The following is a 15,234-nucleotide window of genomic DNA, read 5'->3' as shown; positions in this document are numbered from 1 at the left end:
TATTTATGTCTGACTGGGATTTACTTTAAATTCCGTAAAGTATATAAGCAGAATAAAAAAGAATGCGAAGACGGCGTTTACTCTGCCCCAAAGTAACAAATCAGGCACAAGGAAAAACTCCAGGAGGTTCATTGCTGCCACAATTGCCATCTGAAGCATGGCATTATACCTTGATTTTATCTTACTGATCGTCCAGACGGCCATTCCAATTTCTGAAACTCCGATTGCCAGTGTCAGTGATCGTGAATATCGGCCGCCTAGTATCCGGGCAACAATTTGTTCGTGCCGCGGAACCAGGTTAAGAACTTTACATAACAGACCGTTTACGAGCCAGACTAGTCCAATAAAATAAATTAGTATTTTATGAGTCCAAATATTCCGCATGTCAATATTGTGGTGTATTTCCCCCTTTCCGGGGATTGTCCTGCGTTCTGATATAAGTTATATTAGTAACGATAGAGTATTCCCCATCTAAACACAACGATTATGAAAAAAGAACCTAAAAAATTAAAGTTGAATAAGATAATTATCGCAAAGCTGAGCGGACATCTGCAGGTAGAACCCAAAAAAGCGCCGACTGTCGGTGATTGGACTTGTGGTCTTACAGTCAGGACCTGCGCTTCTTTTGAGTTCACATGCTAATCTCGTCTAACGGGCCTACTCGACCTATTACAAAGCGGCAGGCCGGAAGGTCGGCCGCTCTGTCTTTCCGGGCAGTCCATTCATAAAGGATAATGAGCTGCCGCTACTTGCTTGCAGCAGGCGCAGATTGCCGGGCGGTAGTCGGCCCCTCTACAATAAGCATCCCGTTCTTTAATATCTTCATCCGGTCAATAAACACAACACGTTGCTCGCCTGTCGCCGATGTCCGGGCATGATAAACACAATACATTTCCTTTCCATCCGGTGAGTAAGTGATACTATTATGTCCCGTGCCGGTTACCACACCGCCTTTCTCAACATTTTTCTGCAATACCGGATTATTAGCCGCCTTGGTAAACGGCCCCAACGGGTGTTTGGAAGTGGCATATCCTACCGCGTAATTTTTGCCACCAAAGTAATTGGCGGAGTACATCATATAGTAGGTGTTTCCCTTTTTGAAGGCAACCGAGCCTTCTGTCCAGCGGCGGTTGACTTCTTTTGAGGTAACAGAACGGCTTTCCCATTCTGCCTGCTTATCGTCCATTTTAACCGGGGGGCGTAATAATAGTACCGGATCGCCTATGACGCCACTGAAATCAGGTTTAAGCTCAACCCCGTAGACCCAACTCTCCTCTATGGCATCAAACCATCCCTTCTGCTTAGCCCAGGCGGCCACTTCGCTCTCTACAGCATGTTTGTAGCAACAGCGTGAATAATAAAGGTAAGCCTTGCCATTGTCAAATAAAACGTTGGCGTCGATGACGGGGTACCCCGGATCAAAAACGGGCTTATTGTTCAGGTCAATGAACGGGCCGGTAGGATTATCAGCCACAGCCACCCCGATACGAAAATTTTCAACTTCTTTATTGGGATTCATACCCCATTGTGCACTGTAAAACAAATAAAACTTGCCCTTATGCTGGTATACTTCGGGTGCCCAATATGCGCCATTCCAGGCGCTTGTTGAATCACTCCAGCCGTTTTCGTTAGCAGCATAATATACCTGACCTTCATTTTTCCAATTCACCAGATCGGTAGAGGAATAAGCCGCAAATCCATTTTTAGCAACACCTCCGGTACCATACATATAATACTTATCACCTTTTACCTGCAGCACATATGGATCTGCCAATTCTACCGGCAATGGGTTCTGATATGTGTTACCTAGGGCTGACTGATGAGTCTGAGCATACAATCCCTTTGTATTGACCACAATCGTCAAGAGGAAAACTGCGACTGAAATGGCTATTTCTTGCTTCATTATCTAATATTTATTAAGAGTAGCGGGTTATGGTTTATTCAACAATGACAATGCACACGGCTGAAATACCTTGTTGTCAAAACAAAACTGGAAGGTGGGCAAGCCCCCGGTATTCGGTACACCTCCTCAGTGAACCAAATTTTGTGCTCTTATGACAACACCACGGTTTCAAACCAGTATCTGAAAAAGTTACGGATCTTTTCATTGGTTCCAGTAAGCGCATCAGGTTTCTGTATAAAAGAACTAGCGCCCAGTGCATAGCACTCCCTGGCGAGCTTAGGATCTTTTGCATCTGATAATATAACAACCGGCAGATGCAGGTAATCTGCATTCGCCTTCAATTGTTTCAATACTTCCCGCCCATCCACAGGAGTGATGTTAAGGTTGATAACTATCACGGCGGGGTATGGCAGGTTTGAAAGCCGGCACTGGTCCAGGTAACCAAATAACCCCTTGCTATTATTTACGAATTCGAGATGCACCTGATATTGCTGTTCTTCAAAAACAGTACTGGTTATAAAGCGATCGTCCGGATCGTATTCCAGCATTAAAATCACAGGTAGGCGGATGTCCGACATTGGCTGAAAAGTTATGATGAATACCGTTGGATTAATTTAAGTTTACTCCCCTTTGGTTATTAACCCTTTAAACGGCGCAAAACAAATGCAGCAGTAAAGTTAAATAAAAACAATATCGATCTTTCAAATTGTCCGGCAGAATTGTCCGGACCAGCTTTTGCGTATAATCACTTCAACTACCTGACGGAGCAACTTTTTTTGTCATTTTCAAAAAAAATGTTAGCTTGAAGAAATAATGTACTAAAAATCAATTGCCCAGGTGGCGAAATTGGTAGACGCACTGTGTTTAGGTCTCAGCGCTCGCAAGGGTGTGCTGGTTCGAATCCAGTTCTGGGCACAAAAATTAAAAAAGGCTTTAAGTCGTTGGACTTGAAGCCTTTTTACTTAGATTTATTATTTACAAGCACCTGGCCCTAAGTTTGCACGCCAGCCCGCCTGACGCAAAATCTGTGTTAGTTGCCGTTATCTCTATTTATCATAATGTCTTCTAATGAAAGTCCGCCTTCATTAAATAATTTTCCTCTATATTCTATCTTCAGTTTGTCTAATAGTTTTGCCATATTAAATCCAACTGCATAAAAATAAGTCGACTTTTCTGTTAAGTACAACCATGTATCATTTTCAATTTTGTAGTTTTTAAATTTCTTAAATGATTTAAAACAAGTGTCAGTCTTAGACAATTTGTAGTCTGGTTGCATTGTTGAAAATTTATTGTAAAGACTAAATTCTACATACCTTGCTGTTCCTTCCATTGTTTCAAAGCACTTTTCATATTTGGCAATGTCAAGTTTTACCCTTTGTTTTGTTTCTATTCTTCTTTGGTTTCTGATTTTGAAAAAAGTGTCAATTAATTGTTCTGTTTTAGCGTTATCAGGTTCACTTAGTGCTTTCAATAGTGTTTCGTTCTCTTTGTCAATTAAGTTCTTAAACCAGGAATTGTTATTGTAAATATTTATCAGACTATCGGGTTGAACCCGAACAATATTTTTCTCATAATAGTCCATATAAGCCGGATGTTTAAATTGAAATCCGTGAAAGTATTCGTGCATTATCATTGTAACCCATTCTTCAGTTGATAGTACGTCCGGGATTTTCTTAAAGACTTCTTCATAACTGCTACATCTCATAAAAGGCGAATGATAATTATATTCGTCTGTTGGTGTTCCTGATGTCAAACCTGTTTCCATATGAAATGGTAAACGATCAACTCGTTGTTCAGTTTTATATATTTTGATTTGTCCGTTTTCAAATACAAGTTTTGATTTAAAAGTTGTTAAAAATTTGGCTGTCGGATTTACAACATATGAACTTGTATCAGTAAAATAAATCAATGGCACATCAAATTGTTTGTCTGTAAATGATTTCCAAACATCTTCTTCGATGGTCTGCTTTAAATTAAAAATGAACTCAATTCTATCAAATATTATCTGCTCCTTGTCATCTTTCCTGTCGTTGAAAGAAATAGTCAGTAAAATAAATAATATGAAAATTAGTTTTTGCATAATGGTTGTCTTAAATGGCAGCTAACACATAAATATATGCCGTAAACCGGCTTTGGTCTAATAAATCAATTGATAATCAAAGTATTTGAATTCGCTTATTTCATTGTTAACCCAACGTTCTACAGAATACGAGATTACAAAAATTTGATGAAATAACCGAAGATGTTAGCTACCTTATTGATCGTTACGTGACATTCAGGAAATTCAAATAGCCGGGAAAACTACCTGAAAATTATGTAAAGGGCGCTTTTAATGTCCCCCCTATTGATAGAGAAGGCAGGCAATGATAGAGTTGCTCCTTCCCGTACCTCGAAAATCGAAGTAATTAATAATCTATAGCTGAAAGTATTACATTCATTCCATTTTGAATATTAATATTTTAAGCTTAACTATAAGCATCATATCAGTTATCTCCTGCTTCGATAATTCTCTTAAGTTGTGCACTTAACAAGACGCTGGAGATCATATGTAAGCCTCTAAGCTACCGCATATTTGAAGTTTTCTTCCACCCGCCACTAAAGCTGCCGTGGTGGCAATTACGATCAATTACAAACAGTGTTTGGGAAGAAACTGAAAACACTGGAAATCACCGACCGCCAATCGGTTAAAAAAATAGCTTACTTATTTTATCCTCAAATCCTGCCTATTCTCCGTGAACGCTTTCAGTACGTCTTTGTTGACGAAATGCAAGATATGTCCGCGAATCAGTTTCAACTATTGGAAACCTTGTTTGCCACTACTAATTATAGTATCAAAAAGTATCGCTTTTGTTTCTATCATCGCACGTATCTTTCTGCTACTCAGTCAATACACAAAAGAATAAACTGAAAGCTGCCAGTATTTAGCATATATAATGTACAATCAACTTAATCCTTATTTCATTTAATGTAATCAAGAGGATAAATGTTGTATCGGTAGTATGCAAATGAAGCGGGAACGGTTTCATTGGTTCCTGTAATCCGTATTGTTATGTGAAATTTTAAATTTCAAACCATTTCATTATCCTCAACAATATAAGAAACACTTAACGGCATTTTCAACCAACATTCAAAATCACTGACGTATTCAAAGATTTAATCGAAAAACCTAAAATTCATTCCAATGAAGAAATTATCAAGTATTCTCATTTGTTCTCTCTTTGTGCTATCTGCTTGTAAGAAAACGATAGTCACTACATCTGATGAAGAAAGCAATGGTGTGGAGGCAATGGCTGCCAGAGTTGGCACTACTTCCTCCTGCACCATTAATCTGTCAAATTTGAAACAGGTAATACGTGGTTTTGGAGGCTGCAGCGCATGGCATGGACAGTTGACAGATGCTGACTGTGATAAATTATTTACTACACTTGGACTCAGCATATTACGGGTTCGCATTGATCCCAATAATAGTTGGTCTGATGAAATATCAAATGCCCAAAAAGCAACTGCACGCGGCGCTATTGTTTTTGCATCACCCTGGTCGCCTCCGGCTTACATGAAAGATAATAACAACACTGTGGGAGGTACTTTATTGCCGCAGTATTATGGCGAGTATGCAAACTGGCTAAACAATTTTGTAAGCACAATGAACAATAATGGTGTTCCGCTTTATGCAGTTTCCGTTCAAAACGAGCCTAATATTGATGTTACATATGAATCGTGCTCATGGACACCCGAACAAATGTTCAATTTTATGGTAAACAATGCAGGAGCGATCAATACAAGGGTAATCATCCCCGAAACATACAACTATCTTCCTTCCTATGCTGATCCCATTCTCAACAATGCAACCGGCGCTGCCAATACAGATATCTGCGGTCATCACTGGTATGGTATCAACCAATATCGGCTATGGACAAATGCTTACAATAAAGGAAAAGATATCTGGATGACTGAATATTTCAGCGATGATCAAAGTTTGAATGCTTCCATTGTGACAGCAGTTGATATTCATAATTCTCTTACCATTAATTATGAGAATGCCTACGTGTGGTGGTGGGTTAAAAATCCGAGCTGTAATATTATCACCGATGCGGGCATCAATAAACGCGGATATGTAATGGGACAATTTGCAAAATTCGTTCGTCCGGGTTATAACAGGGTAGATGTAACAGGATCCGCCAACATCAGCGCTTACACTAATGGAACAAAGGCAGTGATTGTGGCAATAAACCCGGGCAATAGTCCGGTAACGCAAAGATTCACTTTTCAAAATGGTACAGTAGCTTCTGTTACACCTTATACAACATCAGGAACAAAAAATTTACAGTCTGCTGCTTCAATAAATGTATCAACAAATAGTTTTAAATACACGCTGGAGCCTAAGAGTGTAACCACATTTGTTCAGAATTAAGCGATGAACGTATAGCTCAGCAAAAATAAAAAGGCAGTTTTAAAATGACGTGCCCCCAAAAAGTTAGACACTTTTAGGGGGCACTTCAATGTCTCCGACCTTTTGCTTTTTATAGTCATCTAAGCCTGCTCTGGGCCTGCTTATCACCTCGGGGATGACGTTGGTTGCTGTGGTTCGAAATTTATTATCTGAAAAAATCAGCTTTTCTGCGAAGATCGAACCAATGATTTGTTTTCTGGCGATTGGGGAAGCTGTAACATAGCGATTGGCACTTTAAAACTTCGAGGGAATTCACGCCGCCCGGATTAAAGCATTTTCTTAAACAACATTCACACGTCTTCTGATGCCCCTGCATTGTGCTGCGAAATGACTCTACGTAGCCGCTCCTCATGTTCGTCGCCCCAAAGACCAATGGATTGAATCAACGGAATGAGTGTTTTGCCAAATTCCGTAAGACTGTATTCTACCTTTGGAGGCAAAACCGGAAAGATCTTTTTAGTGACCAATTCATGATCCTCAAGTTCCTTCAGTTGCACATTCAACACCCGTCTGGTTACATCCGGAATTTTCCGCTGAAGTTCACTTGGCCGTAAGTTGCCTATATGGATGAACCAAAGAATACGGATCTTCCATTTTCCATACAATACTTCACCAACCAGGTCAAGTCCACAATTGAGCGTCGGAGTAGTCTTTTTAATGTACATAACTACAAATATACAACACCCCCGATGAACGGTCAATACGGATAAATTTGTCCGTATCTGATTCGTAAGCCCGTAATTGTTTGCTTCCCGCATACTATCGAGATTTGCACTACAAACAAAAACACATGGAACAGCAATTCAACTACAACAACGAATTATCCGGTAAGATAGCCTTAGTAACAGGTGGAACCAAGGGCGCTGGTAGAGCAATCGCAGAACGCTTAAAGGCCGCTGGTGCAACAGTAGTCATTACCGCGAGGAACAAACCCGAACAGTCAGATACAGACCTTTATTTTGTTCCTGCTGACCTAAGCAAGGCAGAAGAGGCGCAAAAAGTAATCAGCGAAGTGCTGTCAACCTATGGTAGGCTGGATATCCTGGTAAACAACCTTGGTGGTTCATCAACACCCGCCGGTGGTTTTTCAGCATTGAGTGATGAGGATTGGATATCAACCCTACAGGCTAATTTACTTGCTCCTGTCAGGCTTGACAGGGGATTTTTACCGCAAATGATTGATCGGAAAAGTGGTGTTATTATCCACATCGCTTCCATACAGGGCAAATTACCGCTATACGATTCTACCTTGCCGTACGCAGCTTCAAAAGCAGGTTTGATCAATTATAGTAAAAGCTTATCGAATGAAGTTACGCCAAAAGGTGTCCGCGTGCTAACTGTTTCGCCAGGATGGATCAATACAACAGCATCGATAGCCTGGTTGAGCGAGATCGCAAGAAATGCAAATAGTACTGTAGAAGAAGCTCAGCAAGGTGTCATAGATGCATTGGGTGGAATACCTTACGGCAGGCCTGCCGAACCGGAAGAAGTCGCAGAATTGGTTGGCTTTTTAGTTTCACCAAGAGCCAATTACTTAACAGGAACAAATTTCGTCATTGACGGCGGAACGGTACCAACCATTTAAAGACCAATAAATAAAAATCATGGAATTACCACAATTAGTAGCGCAATTTGTAGAGACGCAGAACACTTACGACAGCGAGGCTTACGTAACCTGCTTCACCGAAACCGCCATCGTTCATGACGAAGGCAAGACCCACACCGGCAAGGAAGAAATACGGCAATGGATCGAAGATGCGAATGAGAAATATAGATCTGTCATGAAACCGCTTCAATATGAAGAGTCGGGTTCGAACGGTGTGTTAACCGCAGAGGTTTCAGGCACATTTCCCGGCAGCCCAATCGTGCTGCGGTTTAATATGGGGCTAAAGGACGGTCTTATCGATTCATTAAAGGTTACTGGATAAACGCCGGACTAAGAGCAACACCTAGACAACACGTTAGAAAACCGCCTGACTCAAGCGGGCGGTTTCCCTAAAAAATTACAATGGCAACAGATACTAAACCAGACCTTATATCCTGGCCACGATATTAGTAATTATTCTCAAACTCAGTGATTATCATTTCTGGGTTGTTTGTAGAATATTCAAATGAAATAGGGTCTCCTACATTTAGATTTTGGGAATTATTTGCAATAGTTAATATTTGATCCGACAGTAAAAGGGATTTTGTATGATTACAAATAATATGAAACAATTGCTTTTTATTAGCAGAATTTATAGCCTGAGTAAGTAGCAGAATCAACTAATTGCTTAATAATGAGTACTATCTGGTTCGAAACATTCCGCTACTCGGCACTGGGGCTGACCATTACTTTTTGGTCAGCCCCATAGTTTTCCCCATTTATACTAACTTTCTATTAATCAATCCTAAGGAAGTGGATCAAGTTGAAAACTTGGGGAAGGTTAAAAAAGTTTATTCATTTTAATAACTCAAAACTGAGATGGACTGACTAGAATTTTGCTTAAGTTCATTATAATTATTTACTTCATTGTCCGGTAATCATTCGGCGTAACGCCTACTTTTTGTTTGAATAAACGGGTGAAATGCTGCGGGTATTTAAAGCCCAATTCATAGGCAATTTCACTCACCGATTTATTCATGTCAAACACTCTCTCTTTCGCCAGATCTATCACTTTTGATTGAATGTACTCCTGAGCAGATCTGCCGGTTTCTTTCTTCACCAGGTCACCAAAATAGTTGGGAGATAAATGTAGGGCTTCGGCGAAATAAGCTACAGAAGGTAAGCCTTCGTTCCGCGGTTTACCGGATGAAAAATAGCCTTTCAATAAGCATTCAAACCGTTCCAGAATTCCTTTGTTTGCATTGTCGCGCGTAATGAACTGGCGGTCGTAAAAACGGATACAGTAATTGAGCAACAACTCGATGTTTGATGCTATCAGTCCTTTGCTGTGCTTGTCTATATTTTGATCGAGCTCATACTCGATCTTTGAGAAACAATCAATCACAATACTCCTCTCTTTATCCGACAGGTGAAGCGCTTCATTTACATCATATGAAAAGAAAGAATAATCCTGAATGTGTTTTCCCAACGGAGTGCCGTTTATCAGGTCGGGATGAAAGAGCAATGACCAGCCTTTCGCGGCAAATGATTCAACGCCAGGTTGCACACCTACCACCTGTCCGGGCGCTACAAATACCACACTTCCTTCCTGGTAGTCATAATGCTTCCTTCCATAACGTAATTGGGCAGAGTTCAGTTCTTTCAAACCCACCGCATACAAACCAAAGTTAAATGATCTGGCAGGCATCGGCAGCGCTTTCGAATGGTCTATCACCGTAACCAGAGGATGCTTGGTAGTTACGTCCCGCATACTATTGTATTGCGCAATGCTGGCAATTCTTACAATGTCTTCCATACCTTATTCTTTTATCGCTACAAAATTACAGATCCCTTTTGATACCGGCCTTCCCAATCAGTAATATTGGTAGGAAACCCCGTAATCTGTATACAAAACGGCTCACCCATCCTTTGCAATTTTGTGGTAAAACATACAAAATGAAAACACCCAAAGAAAACCGCGAAGCGAATCAAACCATTATTGACCTTGTAATGAAGATTGCTGGAGAGCATAACGCAACGCCAGCACAGATTGCATTGGCATGGTTGCTGGCGCAAAAGCCATGGATTGTGCCGATTCCGGGAACCACCAAAATGACTCGCTTAGAAGAAAATATAGGCGGTGTAAACATCACCTTAAGCGATGATGATGTAGCCGATATCAATAAGGCTTTGGACAGCATCAGTCTTCAGGGAGAACGCTATCCCGCAAGCCTGGCAAACCTGCAAGGCAAGTAAGTCTACAGATAAAACTTGAATCCTGGGATGCCTTTTTAAGAAAATTGGCGCACAAAAAAATTGAAGCCGCTCTAAGAGCGGAGTCTCAAAAGTGAAAAGGCACCCTCTTTATTTTCTTCTTCCACCAAAAACCGGGCGTCATGTACTATACTGTTAAAAGTCTTTTGCTTTACATGCCGATAGCCACTATTTATCAATGAGCCCGTATAACACTGCGCTTATGTTTGGTGATAGCTTCGTGCATTTTGCTTCCCAGCTCTGTCATAGCCATCAAAACAGGAATAACCGTCTGACCGATCTCGCTTAGTTCGTATTCAACGCGTGGCGGCTTCTCGTTATAACTATGCCGGATGATCAATCCATCCTCTTCTAACTCCTTCAGTTGCTCGGTCAATATCTTACGTGATATATCCGGAATCTGTACCGCCAGCTTTCCAAACCGAACGGCTCCACTTAACAGCCGCCCGAGAATAATGGGTTTCCACTTGCCTCCAATATAGGCCATCGTATGAACGATCGGGCAGGTGGATGTATGTGCTTTGAATTTCTTCATTGGTTACATGAACGTTACCACTTTTCGGCTTTTAGTTACATAAACGTTACTGCCAATTAGTGTTGTGAGAATAATCACAAGCAACAGTTTTAGTTACTTTATGAAACTAAAGTAGATCTATTTTTTTAGAAACGAACATTACGTAATTAAAAAACATCAGACATGGAAAGTAAACAAACAACTAATGGCGTATTACAAGGTAAAATAGCCCTGGTCACAGGGGGTACCAAGGGAATCGGTAAAGCTATTGTTAAAAGACTGGAGCAGGCAGGCGCCACTGTTATTGTCACTGCCCGAAATCAACCGGATGATCAGCATGCAACATATACCTTCATTGCTGCAGACCTATCACGGGCAGAAGAGGTAAACAAAGTAGCCAGCATCATTAATGCGCAATTCGGGCACATAGACATACTGATCAATAACATGGGAGCAAACACATATCCGGGTGGAGGATTTAGTACCCTGACTGACGAACACTGGAGCCAGGCCCTGCAGGTTAACCTCCTTTCCTCTGTTCGTCTGGATAGGGCATTACTACCTAAAATGCTGGAGCAAAAAAGCGGGGTGATCATTCACATATCTTCTACCAGTAGTCAGTTTCCCATCTGGGAGTCCACGATGGCTTATAGCGCCGCAAAATCAGCATTGAACACGTATAGTAAAGCATTAGCTACAGAGGTAGCCGATAAAGGCATTAGAGTAGTAACTGTATCCCCTGGTTTAAATGAAACGGAAGCCATGACCGCGTTTTTGGAAGATTATGCAAAACAGGCAGGTATTACCGCAGAGGAAATGAAGGAAAAGCTTTTCGAAAGAGTTGGCGGCGTGCCATTACGAAGAATGGCCGCTCCGGAAGAAACGGCCGAACTGATTTACTTCCTTGTCTCACCCGCCGCTTCCTATATCACCGGCGCGAATCTCGTCATTGATGGAGGAAATTTTCCGGTAGTTAACTAAATACATAAGAAATCCCTGCTCAGGAATCTGCTACCTGCTCAAAAAATGACGAAGAGACGGTGTCTCAAAAGTAATTGAGGCACCGTCTAAAATTGTCAGAGTCCTGTACTGAGGCTAAGAAATGATATTGACTATAGAAGGATCTTCAGGTGAAGGTTAACCAATCAAAGCTTCTTTATATATGTATTAATAAACGCCTTTTAAATAAGACACTAATTCATTATTTTTCTTCATGAAACAGATAATGTCCGATACAAAAGAAAAAACCGCCTCAATTTTTATTGAGACGGTTTTTTCTAATATGCTTTCTGATTAAAGATGTAATTTATCTTTCTTCGCCAGCAGTTCTTCTTCAGACTCCTGCCACATTTCGTCTGGCACACAACAGTCTACCGGACATGCAACTGCACATTGAGGTTCTTCATGAAATCCCTGACATTCTGTACATTTATCCGAAACAATATAATACAGATCAGTAGCCAGGGGAGCATTGCGCTGACTGGCATCAATAATAGATCCGTCCTTCAACATAAAAGCACCTTTAACCGTTGTGCCATCAGCTATTGCCCATTCTACGCCCCCCTCATAGATCGCGTTATTTGGACATTCCGATTCACAAACTCCACAGAAAATACATTCATCTGTAATTTTAATAGCCATAAGTTTTAATTTGGAAGCTGTCTATGCTTCATTATATAATAATAACCAATAGGTGATAAAATTAATAGAAAATAGTTCATTGCCCTAATAAGTCCTCGAAACATTTGTATTATTTAACCATCCGAAAACAATTTATTGGATGATCCCCCGAATGCATTTTTATCCAGTGGCTCATATACGAGAAAGTTAATAGCTGCAGCCGCTACTCAGTCAACCTACTGCCGTATGATCGCCCATTCTCAATGTGACTATCTCAATCGCGATTTCCCTCTTTCCGGCTTCTGAAAACTTCACCGTCCTTCCTGGTAAATTTGTAACTAAAGCTAAGCCTGAACCTTGCAGCATTAAAATTGTCGGTTTGGTCTATGATGTAATTTTCACCGGTAGTCACTGACCTTATCTTGCGGGAGTTCAAAACGTTGGTTCCGTCCAGGGTTAGCGTCCCCTTATCTCTGAGCACGTTTTTGCTTAACCCTGATGAAAGGTAGTGGTAAGGCCTTGTACGTCTTTGTGCATTGTTGCCAGGGCCCTGCAGATCATACCTGGTTTGAACCGCTAATCTCCAGGGTAGCTTAGCACGTATATTGATCCTGCCATTCCAGGAAGTGTTTGTAAAGTCAAAATCAGTTTCTTTATAGTAACCAGTTTGCCTGAACCCGTAAAGACCGAACTGGCCGTTAAGGGTTAGCCATTTTACAGGATCATAAATAGCGGATAACTCAACACCGTAACGGTTTTCCTTGTCCAGATTGAACGGCATTGTTATAAAGGTGCCCTTATCGTTATGATAGGTGTACTGCTCAATGGGTGCCGTCGTGAAATGTGCATATACCGTCGGGTTAAAAGTAAACTTATCCCATTGCCTCAACAATGCCAGTTCAATGACATTGGTATAAGAAGGGTTTAAGTCAGGGTTCCCGACAAATTGTGCATTGAAATCAGTTAGTTCATTGAAGGGGTATAAATACCATAATTCAGGCCGGTTGATCCGCTTTGCATAACTCATCTGAAGAGTCGATCCTTTACCTATCGCATAACTCAGATTTATGGTGGGGAATATCCTGCCATAATACTTCCGCTTATTAAAAATGCCTCCCCTATCCCGGATTCCGATTTGCGTCCATTCGTATCTTAAGCCCAGAAGGTAATTGAACTCGCCGGATTTGCTCCGGTATTGCGCATAGGCGCTCCAGATGCCTTCACTATAATTCAGCTTATTGTCGATATTATCAAATGTTACCCAATCCTTGTCCAGGCGTTGCTCCGCCTTAAAATCGCCTGACACAGATCTGTTTTCCGCTTTAAGGCCTAATTCCAAAATCGATTTATTTTTAAAAGGGTTTACTATATCCGACTGTATGACCAGATCTTTGCTGGCCCCGATAGAGGTTGTTCTGATGGGATCCAGATCGGTAACTACGGGAAATGTTTTTCGGGTCAACAGGTCCCAGGTCTTATCACTGTTCCAGAAGTCGTATTGCAAATCAATCGTGAACTTTTTGCCTTCTTTGTCAAAAGTCCTCGTATAGTTTGATTCCAGTTGATTATAACTGCGGACTTCCCTGGATGTTCCATTCCGGGTTATGCTGCTGTCGATGCCTATAGTCCCAAAATCGTAATCCAGGACCGTCCCGTCTATATCCTTTGTGGCATTTCTAAAGAATGCCAATGTAAAGGTGTTCCGCGGATTAATGAAGTAGTCCGCTCCAAAATAAACAAGCCTGCCATCATCATGCCTGTTTTCATGTTGCACCTTGCTAAGCGAGGCAGCCGTAATACCTGTTGTCGTTTGTTTCGTGGTATACAACCCTACATAATCCGAATAACGGCCGCCCAACGTAGCAAACAGGTTCAGATTGCCAGTTTTGTAGTTCAGGTTAGCATTCACGTTATAGTCGTTGGGAACACCCAATACCGCCCTGACCTGGCCGCTAAGCCCTTCTTTTATATTTTTCTTGAGTACAATATTGATAATCCCGGCAGAGCCGGCAGCATCATAACGTGCAGAGGGGCTGGTTATAATTTCTATCTTTGCGATACTGGCAGCTGGAATTTGTGTCATCACATTGCCGGGCGTAAGCCCCGAGCGCCTCCCGTTTATCAGGACAGTTACGTTGCTGTTGCCCCTCAGCCGGACAGCGCCGCCCGGTTCAACCGCAACTGAAGGTATGCCATTCAAAACGTCACCAGCTGACCCACTTTGGGACAATATATCTTTACCGATCAAATATACTTTCTTGTCAGGCCTCAGCTCCAGTCCGGATTTTTCCCCGGTCACTACCACCTCGTTGAGGGATGCAGTACCTTCTTTCATAGGTAGCGTGCCCAATTCCAACTTTGCCGTTATGCCAGTCACCGTTATTGATTGGGTATACGCCTGGTACCCCATGTAAGTAATTTCCAGTACATATTTGGCCGGTGGCAATGAATCGATTTTGAAATATCCGTTCTGGCCGGTCAATGAGGCCACTATTGTTTTTCCTGCACTGTCTTTAACTACCACCGAAGCATAAAGCACAGGCTCTCTTGTCTTTTCGTTTATCACTTTGCCTGAAATAGAACACTTACTCAGGTCACCCTGGCGGGCGATTGATGGCTGCTGCCCATAAAGGGCAAAAGGATAAATGCATGTGGCCATACCTATAATCAAAAGGAAAGTCTGAGTTGCCTTTCCGGATATAATTGCACGGAGCAGCAATGATGGATAAAGCCTTTGCCCCATCCGGGAACACTTGTGTGCAGGGTATAGAGTGTACATAGTTGTTCTGAAATGTTTCAATGCAAATGAACACTATTAAAACAGCCCCTTCACAGGATTTTGCCAAACGACAAATTGCAAACCCTATAAAGCCTGATTGAACCGTTTT

General features: G+C 41.5%; 16 protein-coding genes and 1 tRNA gene. 8 read left to right on the top strand and 9 right to left on the bottom strand.

Translation table 11 applies throughout. The features are described from left to right. Positions 1–3: 3 nt before the first annotated feature. A complete protein-coding gene (locus tag L3C95_RS30405; protein ID WP_236394049.1) occupies positions 4–384 on the bottom strand; it encodes a DoxX-like family protein in 381 nt (126 codons plus the stop codon). Between the two features lie 102 nt (positions 385–486). Between L3C95_RS30405 and L3C95_RS30400 the strand changes: the two genes are divergently transcribed. Then, positions 487–642 carry a hypothetical protein gene (locus L3C95_RS30400; RefSeq protein ID WP_236394048.1) on the top strand — a complete coding sequence of 52 codons (156 nt, stop codon included), beginning with the start codon at positions 487–489 and terminating at the stop codon, positions 640–642. 103 nt (positions 643–745) lie between these two features. Here the strand turns inward: L3C95_RS30400 and L3C95_RS30395 are convergent, their stop codons facing one another. Together L3C95_RS30395 and L3C95_RS30390 are read right to left on the bottom strand one after the other, a co-directional pair. Further along, positions 746–1,903, bottom strand: coding sequence for a glycoside hydrolase family 43 protein (locus L3C95_RS30395; RefSeq protein ID WP_236394046.1), 1,158 nt, complete (start codon positions 1,901–1,903; stop codon positions 746–748). A 149-nt stretch (positions 1,904–2,052) separates the two neighbouring features. Further along, a complete protein-coding gene (locus L3C95_RS30390; RefSeq protein ID WP_236394040.1) occupies positions 2,053–2,481 on the bottom strand; it encodes a response regulator in 429 nt (142 codons plus the stop codon). Between the two features lie 253 nt (positions 2,482–2,734). On the opposite strand from L3C95_RS30390, the gene L3C95_RS30385 reads away from it, so the two are divergent. After that, a tRNA-Leu gene (locus L3C95_RS30385) sits at positions 2,735–2,818 on the top strand. 115 nt (positions 2,819–2,933) lie between these two features. On the opposite strand, the gene L3C95_RS30380 is transcribed toward L3C95_RS30385, so the two are convergent. Continuing rightward, complete coding sequence (locus tag L3C95_RS30380; RefSeq protein ID WP_236394036.1) at positions 2,934–3,983, bottom strand: hypothetical protein; 1,050 nt, start codon at positions 3,981–3,983, stop codon at positions 2,934–2,936. A gap of 555 nt (positions 3,984–4,538) precedes the next feature. Here L3C95_RS30380 and L3C95_RS35285 point away from each other — a divergent pair. Then, positions 4,539–4,811 carry a UvrD-helicase domain-containing protein gene (locus tag L3C95_RS35285; protein WP_410683756.1) on the top strand — a complete coding sequence of 91 codons (273 nt, stop codon included), beginning with the start codon at positions 4,539–4,541 and terminating at the stop codon, positions 4,809–4,811. A gap of 273 nt (positions 4,812–5,084) precedes the next feature. Further along, positions 5,085–6,314, top strand: coding sequence for a glycoside hydrolase family 30 protein (locus L3C95_RS30375; protein ID WP_236394035.1), 1,230 nt, complete (start codon positions 5,085–5,087; stop codon positions 6,312–6,314). A gap of 329 nt (positions 6,315–6,643) precedes the next feature. On the opposite strand, the gene L3C95_RS30370 is transcribed toward L3C95_RS30375, so the two are convergent. Further along, the gene (locus L3C95_RS30370; RefSeq protein ID WP_236394034.1) at positions 6,644–7,018 is read right to left on the bottom strand and encodes a winged helix-turn-helix transcriptional regulator; all 375 of its coding nucleotides are present in this window, start codon (positions 7,016–7,018) and stop codon (positions 6,644–6,646) included. A gap of 125 nt (positions 7,019–7,143) precedes the next feature. Here L3C95_RS30370 and L3C95_RS30365 point away from each other — a divergent pair, with 125 nt between their 5' ends. Both L3C95_RS30365 and L3C95_RS30360 read left to right on the top strand, forming a co-directional pair. Then, a complete protein-coding gene (locus L3C95_RS30365) occupies positions 7,144–7,938 on the top strand; it encodes an SDR family oxidoreductase (RefSeq protein WP_236394033.1) in 795 nt (264 codons plus the stop codon). Between the two features lie 19 nt (positions 7,939–7,957). Continuing rightward, positions 7,958–8,281: a nuclear transport factor 2 family protein gene (locus L3C95_RS30360; protein ID WP_236394032.1), complete on the top strand. Its 324-nt coding sequence runs from the start codon at positions 7,958–7,960 to the stop codon at positions 8,279–8,281. Positions 8,282–8,857: 576 nt separating this feature from the next. Here L3C95_RS30360 and L3C95_RS30355 read toward each other — a convergent pair. Beyond that, positions 8,858–9,754 carry a helix-turn-helix domain-containing protein gene (locus L3C95_RS30355; protein WP_236394031.1) on the bottom strand — a complete coding sequence of 299 codons (897 nt, stop codon included), beginning with the start codon at positions 9,752–9,754 and terminating at the stop codon, positions 8,858–8,860. 140 nt (positions 9,755–9,894) lie between these two features. Between L3C95_RS30355 and L3C95_RS30350 the strand changes: the two genes are divergently transcribed. After that, positions 9,895–10,194 (top strand): aldo/keto reductase, encoded by a 300-nt coding sequence (locus L3C95_RS30350; protein ID WP_236394030.1) that lies wholly within the window; start codon positions 9,895–9,897, stop codon positions 10,192–10,194. Positions 10,195–10,387: 193 nt separating this feature from the next. Here the strand turns inward: L3C95_RS30350 and L3C95_RS30345 are convergent, their stop codons facing one another. Beyond that, positions 10,388–10,747: a winged helix-turn-helix transcriptional regulator gene (locus L3C95_RS30345; protein ID WP_236394029.1), complete on the bottom strand. Its 360-nt coding sequence runs from the start codon at positions 10,745–10,747 to the stop codon at positions 10,388–10,390. Between the two features lie 162 nt (positions 10,748–10,909). On the opposite strand from L3C95_RS30345, the gene L3C95_RS30340 reads away from it, so the two are divergent. After that, positions 10,910–11,707 carry an SDR family oxidoreductase gene (locus tag L3C95_RS30340; protein ID WP_236394028.1) on the top strand — a complete coding sequence of 266 codons (798 nt, stop codon included), beginning with the start codon at positions 10,910–10,912 and terminating at the stop codon, positions 11,705–11,707. 312 nt (positions 11,708–12,019) lie between these two features. Here the strand turns inward: L3C95_RS30340 and L3C95_RS30335 are convergent, their stop codons facing one another. Together L3C95_RS30335 and L3C95_RS30330 are read right to left on the bottom strand one after the other, a co-directional pair. Continuing rightward, the gene (locus tag L3C95_RS30335) at positions 12,020–12,367 is read right to left on the bottom strand and encodes a 4Fe-4S binding protein (RefSeq protein WP_236394027.1); all 348 of its coding nucleotides are present in this window, start codon (positions 12,365–12,367) and stop codon (positions 12,020–12,022) included. A gap of 253 nt (positions 12,368–12,620) precedes the next feature. Then, positions 12,621–15,005: a TonB-dependent receptor domain-containing protein gene (locus tag L3C95_RS30330; RefSeq protein WP_236394026.1), complete on the bottom strand. Its 2,385-nt coding sequence runs from the start codon at positions 15,003–15,005 to the stop codon at positions 12,621–12,623. Positions 15,006–15,234 lie beyond the last annotated feature (229 nt).

The sequence above is a fragment of the Chitinophaga filiformis genome, assembly GCF_021646545.1.
Classification (GTDB): domain Bacteria; phylum Bacteroidota; class Bacteroidia; order Chitinophagales; family Chitinophagaceae; genus Chitinophaga; species Chitinophaga filiformis_A.
Note: the sequence above shows the minus strand (reverse complement) of the source record. Positions and strands in the feature narration are given on the sequence as shown.